24 protein-coding genes are annotated in these 25,388 nt (G+C 76.4%); 16 read left to right on the top strand and 8 right to left on the bottom strand.

Features of this window, described 5'->3' with window-relative positions; translation table 11 throughout:
* Window positions 1–249 precede the first annotated feature (249 nt).
* The 3 genes from J5O08_RS12180 to J5O08_RS12170 all read right to left on the bottom strand — a co-directional run bounded on the left by J5O08_RS12180 (window position 250) and on the right by J5O08_RS12170 (window position 2,789).
* Complete coding sequence (locus tag J5O08_RS12180) at window positions 250–1,125, bottom strand: oxygenase MpaB family protein (RefSeq protein WP_218707143.1); 876 nt, start codon at window positions 1,123–1,125, stop codon at window positions 250–252.
* Window positions 1,126–1,326: 201 nt separating this feature from the next.
* The gene (locus J5O08_RS12175) at window positions 1,327–1,950 is read right to left on the bottom strand and encodes a MarC family protein (RefSeq protein ID WP_147794239.1); all 624 of its coding nucleotides are present in this window, start codon (window positions 1,948–1,950) and stop codon (window positions 1,327–1,329) included.
* The gene (locus J5O08_RS12170; protein ID WP_217616200.1) at window positions 1,947–2,789 is read right to left on the bottom strand and encodes a PHP domain-containing protein; all 843 of its coding nucleotides are present in this window, start codon (window positions 2,787–2,789) and stop codon (window positions 1,947–1,949) included. The genes J5O08_RS12175 and J5O08_RS12170 overlap by 4 nt, the downstream gene beginning before the upstream one ends.
* Window positions 2,790–2,866: 77 nt before the next feature.
* On the opposite strand from J5O08_RS12170, the gene J5O08_RS12165 reads away from it, so the two are divergent.
* Complete coding sequence (locus tag J5O08_RS12165) at window positions 2,867–4,435, top strand: aminopeptidase P family protein (RefSeq protein WP_218707142.1); 1,569 nt, start codon at window positions 2,867–2,869, stop codon at window positions 4,433–4,435.
* Between the two features lie 66 nt (window positions 4,436–4,501).
* Here the strand turns inward: J5O08_RS12165 and J5O08_RS12160 are convergent, their stop codons facing one another.
* The gene (locus tag J5O08_RS12160) at window positions 4,502–5,251 is read right to left on the bottom strand and encodes a general stress protein (RefSeq protein WP_218707141.1); all 750 of its coding nucleotides are present in this window, start codon (window positions 5,249–5,251) and stop codon (window positions 4,502–4,504) included.
* Window positions 5,252–5,412: 161 nt separating this feature from the next.
* On the opposite strand from J5O08_RS12160, the gene J5O08_RS12155 reads away from it, so the two are divergent.
* The 9 genes from J5O08_RS12155 (at window position 5,413) to J5O08_RS12115 (ending at window position 14,564) form a co-directional block, all read left to right on the top strand.
* Window positions 5,413–6,756, top strand: a complete 1,344-nt coding sequence (locus J5O08_RS12155; RefSeq protein WP_218707140.1) for a magnesium transporter MgtE N-terminal domain-containing protein — start codon at window positions 5,413–5,415, stop codon at window positions 6,754–6,756.
* A complete protein-coding gene (locus J5O08_RS12150) occupies window positions 6,749–7,294 on the top strand; it encodes a DUF1003 domain-containing protein (RefSeq protein WP_218707139.1) in 546 nt (181 codons plus the stop codon). Before J5O08_RS12155 ends, J5O08_RS12150 begins: the two co-directional genes overlap by 8 nt.
* A gap of 49 nt (window positions 7,295–7,343) precedes the next feature.
* Window positions 7,344–8,510, top strand: coding sequence for an Mrp/NBP35 family ATP-binding protein (locus tag J5O08_RS12145; RefSeq protein WP_218707138.1), 1,167 nt, complete (start codon window positions 7,344–7,346; stop codon window positions 8,508–8,510).
* 301 nt (window positions 8,511–8,811) lie between these two features.
* Complete coding sequence (locus J5O08_RS12140) at window positions 8,812–9,093, top strand: PspC domain-containing protein (protein ID WP_218707137.1); 282 nt, start codon at window positions 8,812–8,814, stop codon at window positions 9,091–9,093.
* 106 nt (window positions 9,094–9,199) lie between these two features.
* Window positions 9,200–10,015 carry a DeoR/GlpR family DNA-binding transcription regulator gene (locus J5O08_RS12135; RefSeq protein ID WP_218707136.1) on the top strand — a complete coding sequence of 272 codons (816 nt, stop codon included), beginning with the start codon at window positions 9,200–9,202 and terminating at the stop codon, window positions 10,013–10,015.
* 5 nt (window positions 10,016–10,020) lie between these two features.
* Window positions 10,021–11,283 (top strand): galactokinase, encoded by a 1,263-nt coding sequence (galK, locus tag J5O08_RS12130; RefSeq protein ID WP_218707135.1) that lies wholly within the window; start codon window positions 10,021–10,023, stop codon window positions 11,281–11,283.
* A gap of 238 nt (window positions 11,284–11,521) precedes the next feature.
* Complete coding sequence (locus J5O08_RS12125) at window positions 11,522–12,550, top strand: secretion protein HlyD (protein ID WP_218707133.1); 1,029 nt, start codon at window positions 11,522–11,524, stop codon at window positions 12,548–12,550.
* Window positions 12,547–13,365: an ABC transporter ATP-binding protein gene (locus J5O08_RS12120; RefSeq protein ID WP_218707131.1), complete on the top strand. Its 819-nt coding sequence runs from the start codon at window positions 12,547–12,549 to the stop codon at window positions 13,363–13,365. The genes J5O08_RS12125 and J5O08_RS12120 overlap by 4 nt, the downstream gene beginning before the upstream one ends.
* Complete coding sequence (locus tag J5O08_RS12115; protein WP_218707130.1) at window positions 13,362–14,564, top strand: ABC transporter permease; 1,203 nt, start codon at window positions 13,362–13,364, stop codon at window positions 14,562–14,564. The genes J5O08_RS12120 and J5O08_RS12115 overlap by 4 nt, the downstream gene beginning before the upstream one ends.
* A 4-nt stretch (window positions 14,565–14,568) precedes the next feature.
* Here J5O08_RS12115 and J5O08_RS12110 read toward each other — a convergent pair whose 3' ends face one another.
* Entirely contained in the window at window positions 14,569–15,141 is a 573-nt protein-coding gene (locus J5O08_RS12110) for an ArsR family transcriptional regulator (protein WP_218707129.1), read from the bottom strand.
* A 56-nt stretch (window positions 15,142–15,197) separates the two neighbouring features.
* Between J5O08_RS12110 and J5O08_RS12105 the strand changes: the two genes are divergently transcribed.
* A complete protein-coding gene (locus J5O08_RS12105; protein ID WP_147794250.1) occupies window positions 15,198–16,511 on the top strand; it encodes an MFS transporter in 1,314 nt (437 codons plus the stop codon).
* A gap of 68 nt (window positions 16,512–16,579) precedes the next feature.
* Window positions 16,580–17,806, top strand: coding sequence for a hypothetical protein (locus J5O08_RS12100; RefSeq protein ID WP_218707128.1), 1,227 nt, complete (start codon window positions 16,580–16,582; stop codon window positions 17,804–17,806).
* A gap of 96 nt (window positions 17,807–17,902) precedes the next feature.
* Here J5O08_RS12100 and J5O08_RS12095 read toward each other — a convergent pair whose 3' ends face one another.
* Together J5O08_RS12095 and J5O08_RS12090 are read right to left on the bottom strand one after the other, a co-directional pair.
* Window positions 17,903–18,715, bottom strand: a complete 813-nt coding sequence (locus tag J5O08_RS12095; protein ID WP_218707127.1) for an exodeoxyribonuclease III — start codon at window positions 18,713–18,715, stop codon at window positions 17,903–17,905.
* Window positions 18,716–18,773: 58 nt separating this feature from the next.
* Window positions 18,774–20,045 (bottom strand): TetR/AcrR family transcriptional regulator, encoded by a 1,272-nt coding sequence (locus tag J5O08_RS12090; protein WP_218707126.1) that lies wholly within the window; start codon window positions 20,043–20,045, stop codon window positions 18,774–18,776.
* A gap of 86 nt (window positions 20,046–20,131) precedes the next feature.
* Between J5O08_RS12090 and J5O08_RS12085 the strand changes: the two genes are divergently transcribed.
* Window positions 20,132–21,067, top strand: a complete 936-nt coding sequence (locus tag J5O08_RS12085; protein ID WP_218707125.1) for an ATP-binding cassette domain-containing protein — start codon at window positions 20,132–20,134, stop codon at window positions 21,065–21,067.
* Entirely contained in the window at window positions 21,064–21,873 is an 810-nt protein-coding gene (locus tag J5O08_RS12080; protein ID WP_218707124.1) for an ABC transporter permease, read from the top strand. Before J5O08_RS12085 ends, J5O08_RS12080 begins: the two co-directional genes overlap by 4 nt.
* A gap of 45 nt (window positions 21,874–21,918) precedes the next feature.
* Here the strand turns inward: J5O08_RS12080 and J5O08_RS12075 are convergent, their stop codons facing one another.
* Window positions 21,919–22,728 (bottom strand): phosphotransferase, encoded by an 810-nt coding sequence (locus J5O08_RS12075; protein WP_218707123.1) that lies wholly within the window; start codon window positions 22,726–22,728, stop codon window positions 21,919–21,921.
* Window positions 22,729–22,893: 165 nt separating this feature from the next.
* Here J5O08_RS12075 and J5O08_RS12070 point away from each other — a divergent pair, with 165 nt between their 5' ends.
* Together J5O08_RS12070 and J5O08_RS12065 are read left to right on the top strand one after the other, a co-directional pair.
* Entirely contained in the window at window positions 22,894–24,465 is a 1,572-nt protein-coding gene (locus J5O08_RS12070) for a cytosine permease (protein WP_218707122.1), read from the top strand.
* Entirely contained in the window at window positions 24,462–25,229 is a 768-nt protein-coding gene (locus tag J5O08_RS12065; RefSeq protein ID WP_308281591.1) for a cysteine hydrolase, read from the top strand. Before J5O08_RS12070 ends, J5O08_RS12065 begins: the two co-directional genes overlap by 4 nt.
* Window positions 25,230–25,388: the final 159 nt, after the last annotated feature.

Raw genomic sequence — 25,388 nt, 5'->3', positions numbered from 1 at the left:
GGCGAGGGCGAGTCGGCCCCGGCCGCTCCCGCGGAGGCCTGAGCCTCCCGACGCACGACGACGAGGGCGCCCCGGCCACCCGGCAGGGGCGCCCTCGCACGTCCCGGGCGAGGTCGAGGGTTTCCGGGCGAGGTCGAGGGTTTCCGGGCGAGGTCGAGGGGTTCTCCGGGGGTCTGAGCAGCAAACACTCGACCTCGGCGCGCGCAGCGCGGCGCGTACGCAGCGCGGCGCGTACGCAGCGCGGCGGCGTCAGGCCGCGGCGTCCGCCGTCGGCGGGGCCGGGGTGGTCGCCAGGGCCCAGCGGATCAGCCGGGTGATGGCGTGCCCGCCCGCCGGCGCCAGCGTCGCGTCCAGCCACGGCACGTCCGGCAGCCCCAGCGGGGCCCGCGCCGCCCGCGGCAGGCCGGCGATCGCCGCCGCCGCGAGCACCCCGTACGGCAGCCGGACCGGCACGGGCAGGGGCGGGTCGGCGAGCAGGAACTCCGCGGCCTCCCGCGCCGCCGGCGTCCCGCGGAGCTCCGGCAGGTACGAGTCGAGCGCCGCGTGCAGCCCCGCGGCCGTCTCGGGCAGGTCCTCGGCGCCGAGCGCCCGCCCCACCCGCGCCGACTGCGCCACGTAGGCGTCGCAGCCCGCGGCGTCGAGCGGCCGCGCCCCGTACCGCTGGTGCGCGGTGAGGAACGCGTGCGCCTCCGTGATGTGCACCCAGCGCAGCAGGTGCGGGTCCGCGGCGGCGTACGGCTCGCCGTCCTCGGTGACGCCGGTGATCCGGTCGTGGATCGCCCGCACGGTCGCGACCGCCTGCGCCGCGTGCTCCGCGGTGCCGAACGTCGTGACCGCGAGGAACGTGCTGGTGCGCTGCAGCCGGCCCCAGGGGTCGCCGCGGTACCCGGAGTGCGCCGCGACGGCGGCCATCGCCAGCGGGTGCCAGGACTGCAGCAGCAGCGCGGTCAGCCCGCCGACGAACATCGACGCGTCGCCGTGCACCCGCCGGATCGCGTCGTCCGGGCCGAACCAGCGCGGCCCCGGGGTCAGGTGGATGCGGTCGCGCACCTGCGGGCCGCGCGGGCCGGCGACTCTGGCGAACAGCTCGTCGCCGAGCCGCCCGCGGAGGGAGGGAGTGCTCACGCGCCGATCCTCGCCCCGCGAGCCCCGCACGGCGACCCCGGCGCCGCACCGCCCGCGTCCGCGCCGCACCGAGCGAGCAACCGACGCGTCGAGGGAGTAGTCGGCGCGTACTCGTTCGACGTGTCGGTTACCCGCTCGACGGCCCGGCAGCACGGCGCCGGGCAGCGCGACAGCCCGGCAGCGCGACAGTGCGGCCGCGCGCTACGCCGCCTTGACGAACGCCGTCACCGCGTCCGCCACCAGCTGGACCGCGATCGCGGCCAGCAGCAGGCCCGCGATCCGCGTCACCAGCGTCGTGCCCGAGTCGCCCAGCAGCCGGTGGATGAACCCCGCGAACCGCATGGCCAGCCAGAGGCACACGTGCACCAGCACGATGCCGACCGCGATCGCCACCCAGTCGGCGAGGGTCCCGTCGCTCTGCTGCACGAACACCATCACCGCGACGATCGCGCCCGGCCCCGCGAGCAGCGGCGTCCCGAGCGGCACCAGCGCCACGTTGACCTTCGAGTTCCCGGACGGCTGCGGCTCCTCGGACTTGCCGGTCAGCAGCTCCATCGCGACGAGGAGCAGCAGCAGGCCGCCGGACGCCTGGAGCGCCGGGAGCGAGATGTGCATGTACGACAGCAGGCTCTGCCCGAACACCGCGAACGCGAGCACGACGCCGAAGGCCACGAAGATCGCCTGCCGGGCTGCCCGGTTCCGCTGCTGCCGGGTCATCGCGCCGGTCAGGCCGAGGAAGATCGGCACCGTCCCGGGCGGGTCCATGATGACGAACAGGGTGATGAAGACCTCGGACAGCAGCCGCCAGTCGAGCACCGCGCTCATCCGCGCACCACCGCCGTGCGGCCCCGGCGCTCGATCTCCGCGAGCACCTCCGGTGCCGTCGTGTTCTCGCCGAGCACGTTGTCCTTCCCCGTCCCGTGGTAGTCGCTCGACCCCGTGACCAGCAGGCCCAGCCGGTCGGCGAGCGCCGTCAGCCGCGCGCGCTGCTCGGGGGTGTGGTCCCGGTGGTGCACCTCGAGCCCCGCAAGGCCCGCCTCCGCCAGCTCCTCGATGTCCGAGTCCGGCACCACCCGGCCGCGGCCGTCGGCGCCGGGGTGCGCGAACACCGGCACCCCGCCGGACGCCAGGACCGCCTCGACGGCCTCGACCGCCTCCGGCGCGTAGTAGGGCACGTAGTACCGGCCGCGCGCGGACAGCAGGTCCGCGAACGCGGCCGTCCGGTCCGGCACGACACCCAGCGCGACCAGCGCGTCCGCGATGTGCGGCCGGCCGACGACCGTGCCGGGCGACTGCTGCGCGAGCACGTCGTCCCAGGTGATCGGCAGGTCCTCCGACAGCCGCTCGACGATCGCCCGGCCGCGGTGCAGCCGCGCGTCCCGGGTCTGCGCGACCACGTCCGCGAGCGCCGGGTGCGCCGGGTCCTGCAGGTACGACAGCAGGTGCACGCTGACGCCGCGCGACAGGGCGGACACCTCGGTGCCGGGGACGAGGGCGACACCGAGCCGGCGGGCGGCGTCGGACGCCTCGGCCCAGCCGGCCGTCGTGTCGTGGTCGGTCAGCGCGACGACGTCGAGTCCGGCCGCGGCGGCCGAGGCGACCAGCTCCCCCGGGGTCTCGGTGCCGTCGGAGACCGACGAGTGGGTGTGGAGGTCGATGCGCACCGCGCAAGGCTACTCACCGGTACCGGCGGCCTGCGCCGTCCGCCCCCTGGTCCCGCCCGCGGTGCCAGACTGGGCGCATGGCCACCGACCCCACGCCCGAGACCCCCGCGCCCGCCCTGTCCGAGCCCGCCGAGGGCGAGCAGACCCTCGCCGACCGCGGCTCGAACCGCAGCCAGCGCCCCCAGTCGGCCGCGTTCCTCGACTGGGTGACCTCCGGCTGGGCCGAGCGCCCGGCGAGCACCGCGGTCGCGGGCCCGGCGGCCCCGTTCACCGCCGCACGCCGCGCGCGCCTGGCCGCCGCCTTCCCGGGCGAGCGCCTCGTGGTCCCGGCCGGCTCCTACAAGGTGCGGTCGAACGACACCGACTACCGGTTCCGCCCGCACTCCGCGTTCGCCCACCTCACCGGGCTGGGCGCCGAGCAGGAGCCCGACGCGGTCCTGGTGCTGCACCCTGCCGCGGACGGCGAGGGCGACGAGCTGCCCGGCGGCGGCCGGTCGACGCACCGCGCCGTGCTGTACATGCGCCCGCTCGCGGGCCGGGACACCGAGGAGTTCTTCTCCGACGCGCGGTACGGCGAGTTCTGGGTCGGCCCGCGCCCGACGCTCGAGGACATGGCGACGGTCACCGGCATCGCGACCGCGCACAGCGACGACCTGCGCGACGCCCTGGCCAAGGACGCGGGCGCCGACGGCGTCCGGGTGCTGCTGGTCCCGGGCGTGGACGAGGCCGTCGAGGCCGTCGTCGAGGAGATCCGCGCGACGGAGGACGCCGGGGAGCGCGACGCCGCGCTGGTCGAGGCGCTGTCGGAGCTGCGGCTGGTCAAGGACGAGCACGAGGTCGCCGAGCTGCGCAGCGCCGTCGCCGCGACCGCCGAGGGCTTCGCGGAGGTCGTCCGCCGGCTGCCCGAGGCCGTGGCGCACCGCCGCGGCGAGCGCGTCATCGAGGGGACGTTCCTGTCCCAGGCGCGCGTCGAGGGCAACTACGTCGGCTACGAGACGATCGCCGCCGCCGGCCCGCACGCCACCACCCTGCACTGGACGGACAACGACGGGCAGGTCCGCGAGGGCGAGCTCGTGCTGATCGACGCGGGCGTCGAGGTCGACTCGCTCTACACCGCGGACGTGACGCGCACCCTGCCGGTCGACGGCACGTTCACCGACGCGCAGCGCCGGGTCTACCAGGCGGTGCTCGACGCCGCGGACGCCGCGTTCGCGGTCGCCGTGCCGGGCAACCGGTTCCGGGACGTGCACGCCGCCGCGATGGACGTGATCGCCGACCGGCTGGGCGCGTGGGGCATGCTGCCCGTCTCCGTGGAGGAGTCGCTGAGCCCCGAGGGCCAGCAGCACCGGCGCTGGATGGTGCACGGCACGAGCCACCACCTCGGGCTGGACGTGCACGACTGCGCGCAGGCCCGCCGGGAGATGTACCTGGACGCGGTGATCGAGCCGGGCATGGTGTTCACGATCGAGCCGGGCCTGTACTTCCAGGTCGACGACCTCCGGGTCCCGGAGGAGCTGCGCGGCATCGGCGTGCGGATCGAGGACGACGTGCTCGTGACGGCCGACGGCAACGAGAACCTGTCGGCCGCGCTCCCCCGCACCCCGGAGGACGTCGAGGCGTGGATGGCGGGGCTGCTCCCCCGCTGACGCCACGGTCCCGGCAGCACGACGGCCCGGTCCCCCTCCGCGCGAGGGGGACCGGGCCGTCGGTCGTCAGTCCTGCTTCTCGGCACCCGGCTGGGCATCGGGGGCGCCCGACGGCGGAGCGGCCGGCGGCTGGGGCGCGAGCTGCCCGTAGCGCGGCTCGGCCGGGGGCTGCGGCGCGAGCTGGCCGTACCGCGGCTGCGCCGGCGGCTGGCCGGGGGCGACCGGCGGCTGGCCCGGCGCGGGCTGCCCCGGCGCTGCCTGCGGGTACGCGGCGGTCGGGTCGGAGGGTCGCGCGCCCATCGGGTGCGCCGGCGGCACGGGAGTCGCCGCGCCCACCCGCACGCCGCCGACCTCGCGCAGCATCTGCCGCGCCTCGTGCGCGCGCTCGGCCCGGCACAGCACCGCGTACTGGGCGGCGACGATCTGGCTCTGGGACGTGAAGTCCCGCTTCCCGCGGCTGGTCGCGTAGACGAGCACCGCGAGCAGCAGGCCCGCCGCGCCGCCGAACAGCACGGCCGCGAACAGGATCCCGGAGGAGCCGCCGGACAGCAGGAACAGCAGGCCGATGAACACGCCGAACCACGCGCCCGACCCGAACCCGCCCATGGCGACGCGGGCGTAGGTCAGGCGGCCGGTGACCCGCTCGACCATGCGCAGGTCGGTGCCGACGATCGTCACCATCTGGACCGGGAACTGGTGGTCCGAGAGGTGGTCGACGGCCTTCTGCGCCTCGAGGTACGTGCCGTAGGACGCGACCGTCTCGCCCTGGGGCAGGGTGGGCGTCTGGGGGATGCGGGCACCGCCGGTGAACGACATGCGTCCATCCTCGCCCCCCGGGGGGTCGCGGCGCCAGGCGGCACGGCCGATACGCAGGGGTTTCATGGTCCGCGTCCAGGCTCCGGCCAGGGTCGCCCGGGCTCCGGGACCACCCGCGTCGCGGCGCGCCGCACGGCCGGGCGCCGTCTACGCTGACCACCGTGAGCGGCACCGGGACCCGAGTCTTCGTCGCGCGCCTCGCCGGCACCAACGTCTTCGACCCCATCGGCGACCAGGTCGGGCGGGTCCGCGACGTCGTCGTGCTGCTCCGCCCCAAGGGCGCCCCGCGCGCGGTCGGGCTGGTCGTCGAGGTCCCGGGCAAGCGCCGCGTGTTCGTGCCGCTGACCCGGGTGACCGCGATCGACGCCGGCCAGGTCATCTCGACCGGCCTGGTGAACATGCGCCGGTTCGAGCAGCGCCCGTTCGAGACCCTGGTGGTCGGCGAGCTGTTCGACCGCACGGTGCAGCTCGCCGACGGCTCCGGCTCGGCGACGGTCGAGGACGTCGCGATCGAGCGCCAGCGCAACGGCGACTGGCTGGTCGCCAAGGTGTTCGTCCGCAAGCACACGGGGCGCGGCGGGCTGCTGCGCCGCCGCGGGGTGCCCGAGCTGCTCGACATCGAGGAGATCGCCGGGCTCGCCCGCACGGCCGCCGACGCGCAGGGCGCCGCGCTGCTGCTCGCGCAGTACGACGAGCTGAAGCCCGCCGACCTCGCCGACGTGCTGCACGACATGGGCTCGACCCGGCGGATGGAGGTGGCGGCGGCGCTGGACGACGAGCGCCTCGCCGACGTGCTCGAGGAGCTGCCCGAGGACGACCAGGTCGCGATCCTGTCCCACCTCGAGCGCACCCGCGCCGCCGACGTGCTCGAGGCGATGCAGCCCGACGACGCCGCCGACCTGCTCGGCGAGCTCCCCGACGACCAGCAGGCCGAGCTGCTGGCCCTCATGGAGCCCGAGGAGGCGCGGGACGTCCGCCGGCTGCTCGCGTACGAGGACAACACCGCGGGCGGCCTGATGACGACCGAGCCGGTCGTCCTGGGCCCCGAGACGCCGATCGCCGCCGCGCTCGCCCACGTGCGCCGCAAGGACCTCACCCCCGCCCTGGCGTCGATGGTGTTCGTCGTCCGCCCGCCGCTGGAGACGCCCACCGGGCGGTTCATCGGCGTCGTGCACCTGCAGCGCCTGCTGCGCGAGCCGCCGCACGAGGCGATCGGCGCCCTGGTCGACACCGACATCGACCCCGTGCCCGCCGACGCGCCGCTGCTCGCGGTCACCCGCCGGCTGGCGACCTACGACCTGCTCGCGATCCCCGTCGTCGACGACGACCGCCGGCTGCTCGGCGCCGTCAGCGTCGACGACGTGCTCGACCACCTGCTGCCCGAGGACTGGCGCGAGACCGACGAGGAGGTGCAGCCCGTCCCGACGGGCGAGGTGCCCGCCGTCGGCGCCCGCGGCTCCCGCCCCGCGGCACGCCCGACCCCGAGGGGAGGCCGCCGTGGCTGACCGTCTCGACACCCCGAAGACCGCGCGCCGCAGCCTGCTGCCCAAGCTCGAGGACGACGCGTTCGGCAAGGTCTCCGAGGGCATCGCCCGCTTCATGGGCACGCCGAAGTTCCTGCTCTGGCTCAGCCTGTTCTGCGCCGCCTGGCTGGTCTGGAACTCCTGGGGCCCGGAGCACCTGCGGTTCGACAAGGCCGCCAACGGGTTCACCGCCCTCACGCTCATGCTGTCGCTGCAGGCGTCGTACTCCGCGCCGCTGATCCTGCTCGCGCAGAACCGGCAGACCGACCGCGACCGGGTGCAGGCCGAGCAGGACCGGCAGCGCGCCGAGCGGAACCTGGCGGACACCGAGTTCCTCGCCCGGGAGATGGCGGCCCTGCGCATCGCCCTGTCCGAGGTCGCCACGCGCGACTTCGTCCGGTCCGAGCTGCGGAACCTGCTGGAGGAGCTGGTCGAGGAGCGCGAGGCGGCCGCCGAGCGCGAGACCGGCGACGACCCCGCCGGTCCCCGCGAGCGCGAGCGGGACCGCGCGACGCCCTAGTCGCCAGGTCCCGGCGGGTCGACCCGCGGGCGCACCTACGATGGACGGCATGTCGCCCGCGCTGGACACCCGTGACCCCGAGGCCGTCGCCGCCGCCGTGCGGGAGGCCCTCACCCGGGTGCTCGACCCGGAGATCCGGCGGCCGATCACCGACCTCGGCATGGTCCGGTCGGTCGACGTCGACACCACCCCGGCGGCGGGCGCGGTCGTCACCGTCGGCATCGACCTGACGACCGCCGGGTGCCCGCTGCGGGACACGATCACGAAGGACGTCACCGCGGCCGTGCGGACCGTCGAGGGCGTCGCGGACGTCCGGATGGCGCTCGGGGTGATGAGCCCCGAGCAGCGCGCGGCCCTCACCGAGCGGCTGCGGGGCGGCGCGGAGCCCGTGATCCCGTTCAGCAAGCCGACCTCGCTGACCAAGGTGTTCGCCGTCGCGTCCGGCAAGGGCGGCGTCGGCAAGTCGTCGGTCACCGCCAACCTCGCCGTCGCGATGGCGCAGCAGGGGCTGCGGGTCGGCGTCGTCGACGCGGACATCTACGGCTTCTCGATCCCGCGGATGCTCGGCGTGACCCAGCCGCCGACCCGGGTCGACGAGATGCTGCTCCCGCCGATCGCGCACGAGGTCAAGGTCATCTCGATCGGCATGTTCGTCCCGCCGGGCCAGCCGGTGGTGTGGCGCGGGCCGATGCTGCACCGCGCGCTCCAGCAGTTCCTCGCGGACGTGTTCTGGGGCGACCTCGACGTGCTGCTGCTCGACCTGCCGCCCGGGACCGGCGACATCGCGATCTCGGTCGCGCAGCTGCTGCCGGGCTCGGAGCTCGTGGTCGTGACGACCCCGCAGCTCGCGGCGGCGGAGGTCGCCGAGCGCGCCGGCTCCATCGCCACCCAGACCCGGCAGGGCGTCGTCGGCGTCGTCGAGAACATGGCGTGGCTGGAGCAGCCGGACGGCTCCCGGCTCGAGCTGTTCGGGTCCGGCGGCGGCGCGCGGGTGGCCGAGGGGCTGTCCCGGTCGACCGGCACGACCGTCCCGGTCCTCGGCCAGGTGCCGCTCGACATCCGGCTGCGCGAGGCGGGCGACGGCGGCACGCCGGTCGTGCTGACCGACCCGGACGCCCCCGCCGCCGTCGCACTGCGCGGGGTGGCGACGACGCTCACGGCGCGGTCGCGGGGCCTCGCGGGGAAGTCGCTGGGCCTCACGCCCGTCGGCCGCTGACTGCACCGGGCGCTCCCCGGGCGTCCCGTCCGCGACCGGGGTCCGTCCCCGGTCGCGGCCGCGCGCACGCCCCCGGTCGGACGGCCGTGGCCGCGCGCCCCGGCGCCGTCCCCCCGCGGACGGACCCCGCTCGTCCGCGCGGGCGACCCGCGGCCGGCGCGGCGGGGCGGCCCGCGTCGCCCGTCCGGCCGACCCCGGTCCCGGCGATCTCAGGGGCGGTCCCGGGTCGTCCCCCGATGTGCCGCACCCCCGCTCCCCGGCAGTGTTCTCGGCATCGCAACCGACCGGAGGAGAGATGACGATGAACGGGATCTACGGCTTCATGTGGCGGCACGGCCTGGTCCGGCCGCGGGAGGGCCGGGTGCTCGGCGGGGTGTGCGCCGGGCTCGCCCGCCGGGTGGGCATCGGCGACTGGCCGATGCGCTGGCTCGCGCTGATCGTGCTGGTGGTGCTGCCGGGCACCCCGGTGCTCCTGTACCCGCTGCTCTGGGTCCTCCTGCCGCACCAGTCGTGGCTCGAGCGGTGGCACGGTCCCGAGGCGTACTCCCGGGCGTTCCCGCTCGCGCCGGCCGCGGCCGCCTGAGCCGGCGGCGCACCGCGGGCGTCCCTCCGGCCCGCGGTGCGCCGCCACCCCGGTCCGCGCACGTCGGCATGTTGGTTCGTGTGCGGTCCTGGTGGATACTGTCGCGGTGCTCGCCAGCCAGCGTCAGGACCGCATCCTCGCGGAGGTGCGCGCCCGCGGGGCCGTCCGGGTCGCCGACCTGGTCGAGCAGCTCGACGTCTCCGAGATGACCGTCCGCCGGGACATCACCGAGCTCGACCGCGCCGGCCTGGTGCGCCGGGTGCACGGCGGTGCCGTGGCGGCGGACGGCGGGGCCGGCCGACCGACCGACGAGCCCGGCTTCGCCGAGAAGAGCACCTGGGCCACCGCCGAGAAGCGGGACATCGCCGCGCTCGCCGCCCGCACCATCGAGCCCGGCCAGGCCGTCGCGCTGTCGGCCGGGTCGACCGTGCACCTGCTCGCGCAGCAGATCGCCGCCGACCCCGCGCTGCGGCCGCTGACGGTGGTCACCAACTCGCTGCCGGTCGCCCGGACGCTGCACGAGGCGGCGGGCGCGGCGGGCGGCGCGCTCGACGTGATCCTCACCGGCGGCAGCCGCACCCCGTCCGACGCCCTCGTCGGCCCCGTCGCCGACACCGCGCTCGCGACGCTGCGGGTCGACCGGCTGTTCCTCGGCGTGCACGGGCTCGACGAGTCGGGTCTGATGACCCCGAACCTCGCCGAGGCCGCCACCGACCGCGCGCTGCTGCGGTGCGCGGCCGCGGTGACGGTGCTCGCGGACCACACGAAGTGGGGCGTGGTCGGGCTCGCCCGGATCGCGTCCCTGGAGGAGGTGGACGTCGTCGTCACCGACGCAGGCCTCCCCGAACCCGCCCGGGCGGTGCTGGCCGACTCCGGCTGCGCGCTGCTCACCCCGACCGACCACCAGCCCGAGGAGCGATGACGCGCATGGAGCAGCAGCACGAGGACACCCCGGTGTGGGTCGGGGCCTGGGAGCCCGCCGCGGGGGCCGAGCGCGTCCGCGCGCTGTTCGCCGACCGGTTCGGCGCCGAGCCCGACGGCACCTGGTCCGCGCCGGGCCGGGTGAACCTCATCGGCGAGCACACGGACTACAACGGCGGCCTCTGCCTGCCGTTCGCGCTCCCCCACCGCACCTACGTCGCCGTGCGCCGCACCGACGGCGACACCGTGCGCCTGGTGTCGGCGCAGGAGAGCACCGGCGTCCGCGAGGTCGCGCTGCCCGAGGTCGCGCCCGGCGCGGTGAGCGGCTGGCCCGCCTACGTCGTCGGCGTCGCCTGGGCCCTGCGCGAGGCCGGCCACGAGGTCGGCGGCTTCGAGATCGCGGTCGACTCGTGCGTCCCGTACGGCGCGGGCCTGTCCTCGTCCGCGGCGCTCGAGTGCGCGGCGGCCGTCGCCCTCGACGCCCTGTACGGCCTCGGGCTCGCGGGCACCGCCGACGCGCCGGACGACGCCGGGCGCGCCGCGCTGGCCGACGCCTGCATCCGCGCGGAGAACGAGATCGCCGGCGCGAGCACGGGCGGCATGGACCAGGCGGTGTCGCTGCGCGCACGCGCCGGCCACGCCCTGCTGCTCGACTGCCGCGACGGGTCGACCCGGCACGTGCCGTTCGACCTGTCCGCGCACGACCTCGCGCTGCTCGTCATCGACACCAAGGCGGAGCACGCGCTCGTCGACGGCCAGTACGCCGCTCGCCGCGCCGCGTGCGAGGAGGCCGCGTCCCGCCTCGGGATCGCGACCCTGCGCGAGATCGACCTGGACGGGCTCGGCGACGCGCTGGCCGCGCTGGCGCACGGCACCGGGCCGGTCGGCGAGGGCCGCGACGAGGTCGAGGTGCTGGTGCGCCGGGTCCGGCACGTCGTGACCGAGATCGCGCGCGTGGAGGAGTTCGTCGGGCTGCTCGACGACGACCGCGTCGAGGAGGTCGGGTCGGCGATGGACGCCTCGCACGCCTCGCTGCGCGACGACTACGAGGTGTCCTGCCGCGAGCTCGACGTCGCGGTCGAGTCCGCGCGGGAGGCCGGCGCGCTCGGCGCCCGGATGACCGGCGGCGGGTTCGGCGGCTCGGCGATCGCGCTGGTGCGCGCCGACGCGGTGGACGCCGTGGCGGCCGCCGTCGCGGCGGCGTTCGCGGCCGAGGGCCTGCACGCGCCGGCGTTCCTGGTGGCCACGGCGAGCGCCCCGGCGGCCTGACCCCACGCCGGGCGTTCGCCGAGATCGGTGCTTCTCGCCGAGATCGGTGCTCCGGACCACCGATCTCGGCCCGGAGCACCGATCTCGGCGCCCGACGGCGCGGGCCGCGGGCGCCCGGTTCGTGCTCGTGGGAAGTCGGTGGCCGAAACCCGCCCCGGTAGTCCGCTTCGCGCGGTAGCGTTCGCCGCGAGATAGCGTGCGGCACCCCGGACCGCGCGCGTGGACCGGAGGAGGCGCCGTGGGCGTCACGCGCCGGATCGTGTTCCCCGCGATCCGCATCGTCCTGTGGGCGGTCATCGCCGTCGCCCTCGCGAAGATCGCGTTCGCGGGCGCCGACCGGGTGTCCGCGGCGGAGGACCCGCTGCAGCCGTCCGCCCAGGTCACCGAGCCGCAGGTGCAGGTCACCACCGGCACCGTCACCAACGCCGTGACCGTGTCCGCGTCGGTGGTCGCGGACGCCCCGAAGCCGGTGCGGGCGACGCTCGCCGGCACGGTGCACCGGCTGCTCGCGGAGGACGGGCAGGCGGTCGCCGCCGACACCCCGGTGCTCGAGCTGCGCTCGGAGACCCCGGTCGACCCCACGGTGACGACCGACCCGGAGACCGGGATGCAGACCGTCACCGAGAACAAGCCGAAGGTCACCCGGCAGACGGTGGTCGCGGGCACGGCCGGGACCCTGCGCCTCTCCGTGCTGAAGGACCAGGTCGTGGCCGTGGGCGACTCCGTCGGCAGCGTCACCCCGGGCACCCTGTCCGTCCAGGGCACGCTGACCCCGGACCAGCAGTACCGGCTGGTCGACGCGCCGGGCGAGGCCACCGTCACGCTCAAGGGCGGCCCCGCGCCGTTCACCTGCACCGGGCTGCGGATCGGCGCGGCCGCGCAGGACGAGCCCGCGGACCCGCAGACCCCCGACGCCGGCGCCTCCACCTCCGGGACCGTCTCGTGCGCGGTGCCGGCCGAGGTCACCGCGTTCCCGGGGCTGGGCGCGGACATCGAGATCGTGAACGGCACCGCCGAGGGCGCGCTCGTCGTGCCGGTGACGGCCGTGCAGGGCTCCGTGCAGAACGGCAACGTGTGGGTCGTCGGCGCGGACGGCGCGAGCGAGCAGCGCGCGGTGGTCCTGGGCCTCACCGACGGCAAGCAGGTGCAGATCGCCGAGGGGCTGGCCGAGGGCGACACCGTCCTGGAGTACGCCCCGGTGTCGAGCCTGACCGACGTCGACTGCACCGACCCCGCCACCGCTGACCCGAACGTGTGCGGCGGATGAGCCTCCTGGAGCTGACGGACGTCACCCGGTCCGTGCGGCTGGCCGACGACCGGGTGCTGCACATCCTGCGCGGCGTCACGCTGAGCGTGGACGCCGGCGAGCACGTCGCCGTCGTGGGGCGCTCCGGCACCGGGAAGTCGACGCTGCTCAACCTGCTCGGGCTGCTCGACTCCCCCACCGAGGGCGAGTACCTGCTCGACGGCACCTCGACCCGGCGGCTGTCCGGCCGCCGGCGGGCGCGGCTGCGCGGGGCGTCATTCGGGTTCGTGTTCCAGCAGTTCAACCTGCTGACCGGCCGGACCGTGCTGGAGAACGTCGCCGCGCCGCTGCTGTACGCGCGGGGCCGGCAGTTCTGGTCCCGGAACCGGCTCGCGGCCGAGATGCTCGAGCGCGTCGGGCTGGGCGACCGGCTGGACGACCTGCCCGACAGGCTGTCCGGCGGCGAGCAGCAGCGCGTCGCGATCGCCCGGGCGCTGGTCCGCCGGCCCCGGGTGATCCTCGCCGACGAGCCGACCGGCGCCCTCGACGTCGACACCGGTGGCGCGGTGATGACGCTGCTGGACGACATCGCCCGGGAGTCCGGTGCGGCGCTCGTGACGATCACGCACGACCTCGCCGTCGCCGCGCGGTCCAGCCGGCACTACCGGCTGGCGGACGGCGTGCTGGTGCCGGTGACCCTGGTGGCCCCCGACCGGCCCGGGTCGCTCGCCGAGTGGGTGGGCGACGTCCCGACGCTCGGCGCGACCGCCGACGGGACGCCGGCCGCCGTCGGCGCCAGCCCCGACCGCCCCGCGCTCCCCGGCGGCGCCGCGTGACCGGGCTGGCCGGCGCGCTCGTCGAGGCCTGGGACGAGCTGCGGGTCCACAAGCTGCGGGTGCTGCTGTCGCTGATCGGCGTCGCGGCGGCGGTCACCGCGATCACCGGCGTCACCGCCGCCGTCGACATGCTCGGCCAGGCGATGCGGGAGCAGACCGAGCGGTGGAACGGCCGGGAGACCACGATCAGCGTCTCCGCGTGGTCGATGACCGGCACGGCCGACGGCTCGGCCGCGTCCGCCGCGATGCTCGACGTCGTCGACCGGTACGCCGTCACCTACGCGTCGCGCACCACCTGGGGCCAGGTCGCCGCGGAGCTGCCGGGCGGCGCGCAAGTGCTGAACGGCCAGATGGTCGACCCCGCGTACGGGATCATCCACCGCATCACGCCCGCCGAGGGCCGGTACTTCGTGCCGGGCGACGCGGACCGGCTCTCGCCGACGCTCGTCGTCAACGAGGCGTTCCTCGCCGCGCTCGGCGCGGACGACCTGTCCGGGCACCCGACCGTCGTCCTGCAGGGCCAGCAGCCCGTCACGGCCGAGGTCATCGGGGTGGTGCCGAACCAGTACACCGACGAGCCGCCGACGTACACGGTGCTGTTCGACCAGGCCGACCGCTGGGGCCTGGCGGTCGACCCCTGGGGCCAGGGCTCCCAGCCGCCGACCCTCGAGCTGTGGGTGCCGCCCGCCGACGTGGACGCCCTGCGCGAGCGCGTGACCGCCGACCTGACCGCGGCGCTGCCCGGGTACCAGGTCGACGCGTACACCCCGGAGGGCGACCCCGCCGTGCTGGACGCCGCCTCGCGCTGGGTGGTGCTCGCGGTCAGCGGCTTCGCCCTGCTGCTCGGCGGGCTCGGGCTGCTCAACATCGCGCTGGTCACCGTCCGGCAGCGGATCCGGGAGATCGGCATCCGCCGGTCGTTCGGCGCCACGTCGGGCCGGGTGTTCTTCGGGGTGCTGCTCGAGTCGGTGGTCGCGACGCTGGTCGCGGGCGCGGTCGGCGTGGCGCTGGCCGTCGTCGCGCTCGACCTGCTGCCGGTCGACCGCATGTTCGGGACCGTCCTCCAGGACCGCCCGCCGTTCCCGCTGTCGGCGGCGCTCACCGGGCTCGCCTGCGCCGCGGGGGTCGGCGCGCTGGCGGGGCTGCTGCCCGCCGTCTGGGCGGTGCGGGTCAAGGTGATCGACGCGATCCGGTACTGAGCGGCTACCCGCGCGGGAGCCGGCCGGCGTCCTCGTGCAGGGCGAACAGGATCGAGTACGGACGGCCCTCCGGCGTCGGGCGGCGCGCGGCCAGCTCGCCGAAGAACGCGTCCACCCGGGACATGAGCTCGTCGTGCTCCGCCGGGCTGAGCCGGACCCCGAGCCGGGTCATCCGCACCGACTCGGGGTCCGCCTCGGCGACCTCCTCGAGGAACGTCGAGAGCATGAGCTGCCACATGCCGGGGAAGTCCGGGGCGTCCCACGACTTCCGGGTCGCCCGGTAGGGCACCTCGCGGGAGCCCCGCGCGCCGCGGCGCACCGGGTCGGCCGCGAGGAACCCGCGGTCGACCAGCGTGCGGACGTGGTGCAGCACGGTCGCGGGGTTCTTGCCGAGGCGGTCGGCGAGCTCCCGGTTGGTCAGCGGCTCGTCCAGGCACATCCGCAGGATGCGGAGCCGCAGCGTGGACGCGAGCGCGCGGGCGTCGGCGTCGAGCCCGGCGGTGCCCTCGGGGCTCGCCTCGGGACTCGCCCCGGGGCCGACCTCGGGCTCGGACGCGGGGTCGGGGGCCGGTGCCATGCTCCGATCCTAATCACTGATTGACTTCTCCCAATCAGTCGCGCCACCCTGGTGCCATGTCGACCCCCGCACCCGCCGGCCCGCCGCTCGGCAGCACCGCGCCCGTCGAGCCGGACCCGCCCGGCAGGCGGCGCTCGCTCGCGCGGCACCCGGACTTCCGGCGGTTGTGGGCCGGCGACGCGTTCGGCCAGCTCGGCTTCCAGCTGACGAGCATCGCGCTCCCGGTGCTCGCGGTGCGGGACCTGCACGCCACCGAGTGGCAGATGGGCCTGCTGACCGCCGCCGAGACCGCGGCGTTCCTCGTCATCGGGCTGCCGACCGGCGCCTGGGTGGACCGGATGCGCAAGCGCCGGGTGCTCATCACGGCCGACCTGGTCCGGGCCGCGGCGCTCTCGGTGGTCGTGGTGCTCGCGCTGACCGGGCACGCCTCGATGGCGGTGCTGTACGCCGGGGCGCTGGTCATGAGCGTCGCGACGGTGTTCTTCGACGTCGCGCACCAGTCGTACGTGCCCGGGCTGGTCGGGCTCGCGCACATCGGCGAGGGCAACGCGAAGCTCCAGGCCACCCAGTCGGTGGCGCAGGTCGCGGGGCCGGCGATCGGCGGTGCGCTGCTGCGGGTGGTGCTCGCCCCCGTGCTGCTCGCGGTGAACGTCGCGACCTACCTGGTGTCCGCGCTGGCCCTGTCCCGGATCCGCAAGGTCGAGGAGCTGCCGCCCCGCGAGCACCGCCGGCCGCTCAAGGAGGAGATCGCGGAGGGGTGGCACTTCGTCGTCCGGCAGCCTCTGCTCCGCCGGATCGTGGCCTGCACCGCGATCGGCAACCTGTTCACGGCCGCCGCGGGCGCGGTCACGGTGATCTTCGCGCTCCGCACGCTCGGTCTCGACGAGGCGGCGTACGGCACCGTGCTGTCCGCCTCGGCGGTCGGCGGCCTGCTCGGGGCGGTCGCCTCCGACCGGCTGGTGCGGTGGTTCGGCGAGGGCCGGGTGATCCCGCTGTCCGCGCTGGCGTTCGCGCCGGGCGCCGCGCTGACCCCGCTCGCGGCGGTGCTGCCGTTCCCGCCGCAGGCCACGCTCATCGCGGGCGGGGCGCTGTTCTTCTTCGCGGTCGTCGTCTACAACGTCGCGCAGGTGAGCTTCCGGCAGCGGGTGTGCCCGCCGCCCCTGCTCGGCCGGATGAACGCCTCGGTGCGGTTCATCGTGTGGGGCACGACGCCGATCGGCGGACTGCTCGGCGGCTGGCTCGGGCACACCTTCGGCGCGACCACCACGCTGTGGGTGGGAGCCGCCGGCGCCGTCGTCGCTGCCCTGCCGGTGCTGCTCTCGCCGCTGCTGCGGATGCGCGAGCTGCCGGGCGCACCCACCCCGGAGTGACGCGTTCCCGCACGTCAGCGACACGCCCGGTTTGAGATGCTTCGGGCAACTTGGGCAGAGTGGGGTCCGTGCTCCGCCTGCTGCTCTCCGCCGTCATCGGGTTCTTCGTCGCCTCGGTCGTCCTCCGGGTCGCCGACCTGGACGCCGGGTGGGAGTGGGCGTTCGGCGTCTCCCTCGGCGTGATGGTGCCGCTGATGGTCCTGGTGTCGATCGGGCGCACGTTCGCCGGCGCGCGGTCCGCCCGCCCGCAGGACGTCGAGGCCGCGCTCCGCGAGAACCGCGTCAGCCTGGCCAAGGTGCTCGAGACCCGGGCCACCGGCACCACGATCAACGACCAGCCGCTGTGCGAGATCCGGCTCGTCGTCGCGTCCCGCACCCGCCCCGCGTACACCACCACCACCCGGAGCGTCGTCAACCTGGGGCGGCTGCCCGGGCTCCAGCGCGGCGCGGTCGTCGTGGTGGCGCAGCTCGACGCGGAGCGACCCGACGTCGCGCTGCTCGACCCGGCCCCCGCGGGCTGGCAGGAGATCGCCGACCGCGACACGCACGTCCGCGACCTGCCCGAGGCGCCGGTCTGGGAGGCCGGCCCCGCGCGGGGCCGCGACCGCCGGGGGCTGATCCGGATCCCGGCGGTGCTGCTCCTGGTCCTCGCCCTGGTCGGGTTCGGCGCGCGGGTCTGGCCGGTCCGCGACGAGGCGCTCGCGCTGGTGCAGGGCACGCCGCTCGAGGAGGTGCAGGCCGAGGCCGGCGCGGCGAGCGGCCCGGTCACCGACACCGAGACCGCTGCACCGGTCGACCTGTTCGCGGCGGCGAATACGCGCGGGGCGGTCGACGACCTGGCCGCGGTGGCGGGCGGCACCCAGTTCACCGAGGTCGGGATCTACGGCGACTACATCGTGGCCGAGGGTCTCACCGCGCCGGGCGCGCCGACCACCGACCGGTACACCTGGCGGGACGGGGAGGCGGCCCGGGACGGCGCCGCTACGATCCAGCCCGACCCGGCCACGCTGCCCGACGAGCTGTTCGACGTGACCACCGTCGACTGGTCGCTGGTCGAGCCGCTCGTCGCGCAGGTGCCGGAGCTGACCGGGATCACCGCGCCCGACGGGCCGTCCGTGCTCGTGCGGCGGGCGACCGACCCGGCGGTCACCACCCCGGTCGAGTTCCACCTCTGGCTCGGCGACGAGTACTACGACGCCTACCTGACCGCCGACGCGACCGGGACGGTCGTGTCGATGCACGGCGGGCGGCCGGGCTCGCCGTCGGAGGCGTGGGAGGCGGCGCACGCCGGGTGACCTCGGCGCACGCCGGGTGACGCCGCGCGCGACCGACGCTCGCGGCACGGCGGCGCAGGCGGGCGGCGCCCGACGTCGCCCGCCCCGCCGCGTCGGTCAGACGTCGTAGGTGACGACCACCGGGGCGTGGTCGCTGAACCGCGCGTCGTACGTCGCGGCCCGGTCGATCTCCACCGTCCGGGCGCGGTCCGCGAGCGACGGCGTCGCCAGCTGGTAGTCGATCCGCCAGCCGGAGTCGTTGTCGAACGCCTGCCCGCGCCAGGACCACCACGTGTACGGGCCCGGGCCCTCGCCGCCGTGCTCGCGGCCCAGGTCGCGCCAGCCCTGCTCGTCGAACCAGGTGTCCAGGTACGCCCGCTCCTCGGGGAGGAAGCCGGCGGCCTTGCGGTTGCCGCGCCAGTTCTTGATGTCGACCTCGCGGTGCGCGATGTTGAGGTCGCCCGCGACGACCACGTCCGCGCCCTCGCCCGCGAGCTCGGCGAGCCGCTTGGTCACGACGTCGAGGAACGCGTACTTCTCGTCCATCTTCGGGGTGCCGGCCTGGCCCGAGTGCACGTACGCCGAGACGACGGTGAGCACCCGCGGCTCCGCCCCGTCGGCCGCGGGCAGCTCGAGGTCCGCCTCCACCCAGCGGCCGCTGTCGGCGGGCACGCCCGTCCCGATGCCGATCCGCACCGCGCGCATCGGCAGCCGCGAGGCGATCGCGACCCCCGCGCGCCCCTTGGTCTCGCTGGCCTCGTGCGCCAGGTGCCAGTCCGCAGCGGACAGGTGGTCGCCCAGGATCTCGTCCGAGGCGCGCACCTCCTGCAGCAGCAGGACGTCCGGCCGGCGGGCCTCGACCCAGTCGGCCATGCCCCGCTTGAAGGCGGCCCGGATCCCGTTCACGTTCACGCTCGCTACCGTCAGCACGCGGACCATCCAACCTCATGCCACCGACACGCACGGACCGCCCCGGTGGCCGCCGGGGTCACCCCGCCCCGGCCGCCCGCGCCTCCGCGCGGGCCACCACCGCCGCCACGCCGTCCAGCACGAGGCGGAGGCCCCAGTCGGGCCGGCCCTCGTCGTCCTCGGCCACCGAGTCGGCGTCGAACGCCCCCGCGTCGAGCGCCTGCGCCAGCACGGGGTGCTCCTGCGGGTCCGTCACCGCGCGCAGCAGGGAGGCGTAGTCGACCAGCGCCGGGTGCGCCGCCGGCCCCGGGGCACCGCCGTCGGCCTCCTGCGCCGCGGCCGCGGACGCCCGCTCCGCCTGCGCCTCCGCGGCGACGACCTGCCCCTCGGCGAGCAGGTGCAGCGACAGCCGGCCGACCACCGCCGTCCGCTCCGACCAGCTCAGCGGCGTGCCGTCGAGCGCCCGCAGCCCGCGCTCGAGGAACGCCACCCGCGCCGGACCCGGGAGCGCCGCGGCCGCGGGGGTCTGGACCGCCCAGGGGTGCCGCCGGGCCAGGTCGAGCTGGTCGGCGCACCAACGCTCCAGCGCGGCCCGCCAGGCCGGGACGTCGTCGGGGGCGACGGCGCCGGCAGCGTCGCCCGCGCCGGGCTCGCCCGCGGGCGTCACCGCCTCGGCGAGCGCCGCGTCGAGCATCACGGCCAGCAGGTCGTCCTTGCTCGACACGTACCGGTAGAGCGCCATCGTCGTCACGCCGAGCCGCTCCGCGACCCGCGCCATCGACACCGCGCCCAGCCCGTCCGCGTCGGCCAGCGCGATCGCCGCCTCGGCGATCCCGGCGACCGTCAGCCCCGGGCGGGGGCCGCGGCGCCCGACCGGGGCCGGGCGCCAGAGCACGGCGAGTCCGGGGGGCAGGTCCGGGCCCGCCTCCTCGTCCCCCGGCTCCCGTGCCGCGAGCGCGCGCAGCCGCGCCCGCTCGACCTGCCGGGCGGCGCGCTGCGCGGCGAGCTGCGCGTCGAGCGCGGCCCGCTGCGCCTCGCGCTCGGCCCGGTCGGCCTCGCGCTCGACCTCGCGGACGGCGCGCTCCTGCTCGGCGCGCAGCCGCTCGGCCTCCTTCTCGGCCGCGCGGGCGGCGCGGTCGCGGTCGCGCTGCGCCTTCTCGGCGTCCTTGCGGGCCCGCTCCCGGTCCTTCTCGGCCCGGGCGGCCTCCTTCTGCGCGGCGCGCTCGGCCTTCTCCCGGTCGCGCCGCAGGGCCTCGGCGTGCTTGCGGGCGTCCGGGTCGACCGGATCGGCTCGGTCAAGGTCGGAGGCGGTCGCGTCCGGGTCGGCCGGCCGCTCGTCGTCGGGCTGCATCAGGCTCCTTGACCGTGGGCGGATCAACTGTGTACAACATACACACCCCACCATCCGTGTACGACGTAGACAGAAAGGAGCCGGCGATGGACACCCCGATGATCGAGACCCGGGCGCTGCGCAAGGCGTTCGGGTCGACCACCGTGCTGACCGGCGTCGACCTCGCGGTCCCGCAGGGCCAGGTGCTCGCGCTGCTCGGGCCGAACGGCGCGGGCAAGACCACCACCGTCGAGATCCTCAGCACGCTGCTGCGCCCCGACGGCGGCACCGCGTCCGTCGCCGGGCACGACGTCGTTCGCGAGCCCGACCGCGTGCGCGAGGCGATCAGCCTGACCGGCCAGTACGCCGCGGTCGACGAGCTGCTGACCGGCCGGGAGAACCTCCGCCTCATGGCCCGGCTCGCCCACCTCCCGCGAGCCGCCGGGCGGGCCCGCGGCGACGAGCTCCTCGAGCTGTTCGACCTGGTCGGAGCCGCCGACCGGCTCGTCCGCACCTACTCCGGCGGGATGCGCCGGCGGCTCGACCTCGCCGTGGGGCTGCTCACCCGCCCGGCCGTGCTGTTCCTCGACGAGCCGACCACCGGGCTCGACCCGCGCAGCCGGTCCGACCTGTGGGCCGTCATCCGCGACGTCGTCGCGCAGGGGGCCACCGTGCTGCTGACCACGCAGTACCTCGACGAGGCCGACGCCCTCGCCGACCGCGTGGCCGTGCTCGACCACGGCCGGGTCATCGCGCAGGGCACCGGCGCGGAGCTCAAGCGCGAGGTCGGTGCCGCGCACGTCGAGCTGCAGCTGGCCGACGGGCGGACCGAGCGGGTCCCGACCGACGCCTCCGTGCCGGACGTGCGCCGCATCCTCGCCGACGTCGAGGTCCGCCGGCTGCCCGTCGAGTCCTGGCGGGTCGCCGTGCCCACGCTCGACGACGTGTTCCTCACCCTCACCGGCCGCCCGGCGGACGCCGCCCCGGCCGCCGACGCGCCCGCGCCCGACACCGCGGACCTGCTCACCCGGGAGGCGTCGTGACCGCCACCACCCTCGCGCCCACCCGCACCGCCACCCGCCCGCCGGCCGGCGGGTGGGCGCTCCAGGACACGGCCGCGATGATCGGGCGGAGCCTGCGCCGGTCCCTGCGGACCCCCGACACCCTGATCATGGGCATCGCCCTGCCGGTGATCCTCATGCTGCTGTTCGTCTACGTGTTCGGCGGGGCCATCCAGACCGACCAGGCCGCCTACGTCGACTACGTCGTGCCGGGCATCGTGCTGCTCTGCGCGGGCTACGGCGCCGCCACGACGGCCGTCTCCGTGGCGTCCGACATGACCGGCGGCCTGATGAACCGGTTCCGCACCCTCCCCGTGCGCCCGGTCGCCGCGCTGACCGGCCACGTCGTCGAGTCCGTCGTCCGCAACGCCGTGTCGACGGCGCTCGTCGTCGGCGTCGCCTACCTCACCGGGTTCCGGCCGACCGCCGGACCCGCGGAGTGGCTCGCGACCGCCGGCCTCGTGCTGCTGTACGTGCTCGCCCTGACCTGGACGGCCGTCTGCATCGGCATGGTGTCCTCGGGGCCGGAGGCCGCCAACGGGTTCACCTTCGCGATCATGTTCCTGCCCTACGTGTCGAGCGCGTTCGTCCCGCCCGAGTCCATGCCGCGGGTCCTGGAGTGGATCGCGACGTACCAGCCCGTCACACCGGTGACCGACACCGTGCGCGCGTGGCTGGTCGGCGCGCCGGGCGGGCAGCCGCTCGTGGCGCTGGCGTGGTGCGCGGGGCTGCTCGTGGTCGCACGACTCACGGCGGCCTGGCTGTTCCGGCGGCGCGCGGCGCGCTGACCCGCGTCAGGGACCGCCGGCGCGCCGTGCCGGCGGTCCCCGACGTCACAGCGCGACGCCGAGACGCGCCGCGAGCCGCGCGGTGTCCGCGCGGTGCCGGGAGCCCTCGTCCTGGAACTCCAGGCACCACAGCAGCTGCTGGACCGCGGCGCGGTCGTCGGCGTCGTCGGACGCCCCGGGCATCCCGTCCCAGAGGGCGGCCCTGGCCGCGTCCGCGTCGGCCGGTCCGGCCCACGCGCTGTCCCAGTCGAGCACCGCCGCCAGCCGCCACCCAGGACCGTCCGGCCGCACCAGCACGTTGCCGTGGTGCAGGTCGCCGTGGACGAGCACCGCCCCGCCCGACCCGTCGAACAGCGCCCCGTACCGGTCGAGCGCCTGCTCGGCCGCCCGCGCCCGCCATCCCGCCGGTACCCGCGCACGGGTCCGCCCGCGCAGCGCGTCGAGCTCGGCGGCCCCGGGTGCCCCGAGGTCGCCGAACCCGGCCTGCGCCACCCCGCGCAACCGCGCCAGCACGTCGACGAGCGCGTCCTGGACCGCCCGCCGCCTCGCATCCGCCACGGAGGGATGCACGTCGGACCACCGCGACCCAGAGACATGCTCGGTCACGTGCACCTGGGTACCGCCCACCACCCGCGCCGCCACCGTCCGCGGCACCGGCACCCCCGCACGGCGCGCCGCCTCCTGCGCGCGAGCCGCCCGGAGCAGGTCGGGCGCCGCGCCCGCGGGCGCGGTCTTCACCACCAGCGGCTCACCGGCGGCGCCGGTGACCGCGCGCACCTCCGCGCCGCCGTCCCCCGCGAGCACGGCGGTCACCCGCGCGCGGCCTCCGAGCACCGCTGTCAGCACCGCGTCCACGGATCACCTCCCGGTCTGCCCCTCATCGTGGCAGCCACCCGACCGCGACCGGGAGCCCGCGCCGCGGCGTCGTCCGCGCGGACGCGAGCCGGGGGCCACGCCGTCGTCCCCAGGCTCGCGCCGGAGGGGGTGACCGCGAGCGTCCGCGGTGGTGGGATGGGGCGCATGACCCTCCCTCCCCCGGCGGGCGCCGCACCCGCCACCGGCCCCGGAGCCGCTCCCGACGCCGAGCCCGGCGGCGCCGTCCCGCCCGGCCGCGCGCTGGCCGTCGAGTCCGCCGGCGTCGACGTGATCGCCGACCGCGACCGCAAGGGCACCCCCCGCCAGCTGTTCTGGCCGTGGTTCGCCGCCAACGTGTCCGTGCTCGGCCTGTCCTACGGCGCGTGGGTCCTCGACTTCGGCGTGTCGTTCACCCAGGCCGTCGTCGCGAGCGTCGTCGGCATCGTGTTCTCGTTCCTGCTGTGCGGGATCGTCGCGCTGGCCGGCAAGCGCGGGTCCGCCCCGACGATGGTGCTGTCCCGCGCCGCGCTCGGCGTGCAGGGCAACCGGGTCGCCGCGGTGCTGTCCTGGCTGCTCACCGTCGGCTGGGAGACGATCCTCACCGCGCTGGCCACCCTCGCCACGGCCACCGTCGTGGAGGCGCTCGGCTGGGGCGGCGGCACCGGCGTGCAGGTCGTGGCCCTCGTGGTGGTCGCGGCGCTCATCATCGCGGGCGGCGTGTTCGGCTTCGACCTGATCATGCGCATGCAGACCGTCATCACCGTGGTCACCGCCGTGCTGACCGTCGGCTACGTGCTGCTCGTCCTCGACCACGTCGACACCGCCGCCGTCACCGCGCTGCCGTCCGGCACCGCCCAGGCGTTCATCGGCGCGCTCGTGTTCATGATGACCGGGTTCGGGCTCGGCTGGGTCAACATGGCCGCCGACTACTCCCGGTACCTCCCGCGGCACACCTCCGGCCGCGGCGTCGTCGGGTGGACCACGTTCGGCGCCTCCCTCGCCCCCGTCGTGCTGCTGCTGTTCGGCCTGCTGCTGGCGGGCTCCGACCCGGAGCTGCGCGCGGCCATCAGCGACGACCCGATCGGCGCGCTCACCACCATTCTGCCGACCTGGTACCTCGTGCCGTTCGCGGTCGTCGCGGTGCTGGGCCTCATCGGCGGGGCCGTGCTCGACATCTACTCGTCGGGCCTCGCGCTCGTCTCGACCGGCCTGCCGATCACGCGGCCCGTCGCGGCCGGGATCGACGGCGTGATCATGGTGCTCGGGACGATCTACATCGTGTTCGGCTCCGACACCTTCTTCGGCGTGTTCCAGGGCTTCCTCATCACCCTCGGCGTCCCGATCGCGGCGTGGGCGGGCATCATGATCGCCGACGTCCTGCTCCGCCGGCGCGACTACGACGACCTCGACCTGTTCGACCCGCGGGGTCGCTACGGACGGGCCGCCGGCGTGCCGCTGACGCTGCTCGGCCTCGGCACGGTGCTCGGCTGGGGGCTCGTCACCAACGCGTCCGCCGGGTGGCTCTCCTGGCAGGGTTACCTGCTCGGGCCGTTCGGGCTCGGCGGGACCTCGGGGGCCTGGGCCTACGCGAACCTCGGGGTGCTGGTGGCGCTGGCCGTCGGGTTCCTCGGGACGCTGCTGCTGCGACGCGGGGCGGTGCGACGGCAGGAGGCGCTGCCGCCGACCGGCGGCGCGCTGGGTGCAGGTGCGGGCGCCGACGCGGGGGTGGCGCGGTGACGGCAGGGCAGGGGCGGGGGGAGGCGGGCGGCGCAGCGGTGACCGGCGAGCGCGGCGCGGCGGCAGCCGGCGACCATGGCAGGGCGGGCGCAGCGGCGGCCGGCGAGCACGGCGCAGCGGCAGCCGGCGACCATGGCAGGGCGGGCGCGGCGGCGGCCGGCGAGCACGGCGCAGCCGGCGCGACGCCCGGGCGGGCGGTGCTGGTCGTGATCGACATGCAGCCCGTGTTCGCCGACCCCGGCAGCCCGTGGGCAGCGCCACGGTTCGCCGAGGCGCTGCCCGTCGTCCGCGCCCTCGCGGAGCGGGCCGGCGCCGACCGCACGGTCTTCACGCGGTTCGTCGCCCCGGAGCGCCCCGAGGGCGCGTGGGTGGCCTACTACGCCGACTGGCCGTTCGCCCTGCAGCCCGAGGACGCCCCGGCGTACGCGATCGTCCCGGAGCTGGCGGACCTCGCCGCGGCGTCGGCCGTCGTCACCGCGACGACCTTCGGCAAGTGGGGCCCGGACCTCGCGGCGCACGTCCGCCCGGGCGACACCATGCTGCTCGCCGGCGTCTCGACGGACTGCTGCGTGCTGTCGACCGCGCTCCCGGCGGCCGACGCCGGCGTGGCCGTGCGCGTGGTGGCGGAGGCGTGCGCGGGCGCCGACGACGCCAGCCACGCGCGCGCCCTGGACGCGATCCGCCTCTACGCCCCGCTGGCCGACGTGATCGACGCGACCACGGCGGGCGCGATCCTGGCGACCACGACGGCCCCACCGGACTGACGCGGCACCCCGCGGTACACCCCTGTCCGGCTCCCTCGTCAGCCGGTGACCTGCGTACGCGCGACCTCGCCGATCGCACCGACCGCGCCATCGCGCCGATCGCGCCACCGCGCCGGTCGCACCGATCGCGCCACCGCGCCGGTCGCGCGGACACCGCGC

Origin of the sequence: Cellulomonas sp. PS-H5 (genome assembly GCF_019265565.1) — a bacterium.
Lineage (GTDB): Bacteria > Actinomycetota > Actinomycetes > Actinomycetales > Cellulomonadaceae > Cellulomonas.
The sequence above is the reverse complement of the archived record's forward strand: the minus strand, read 5'-3'. Positions and strand labels throughout refer to the sequence as shown.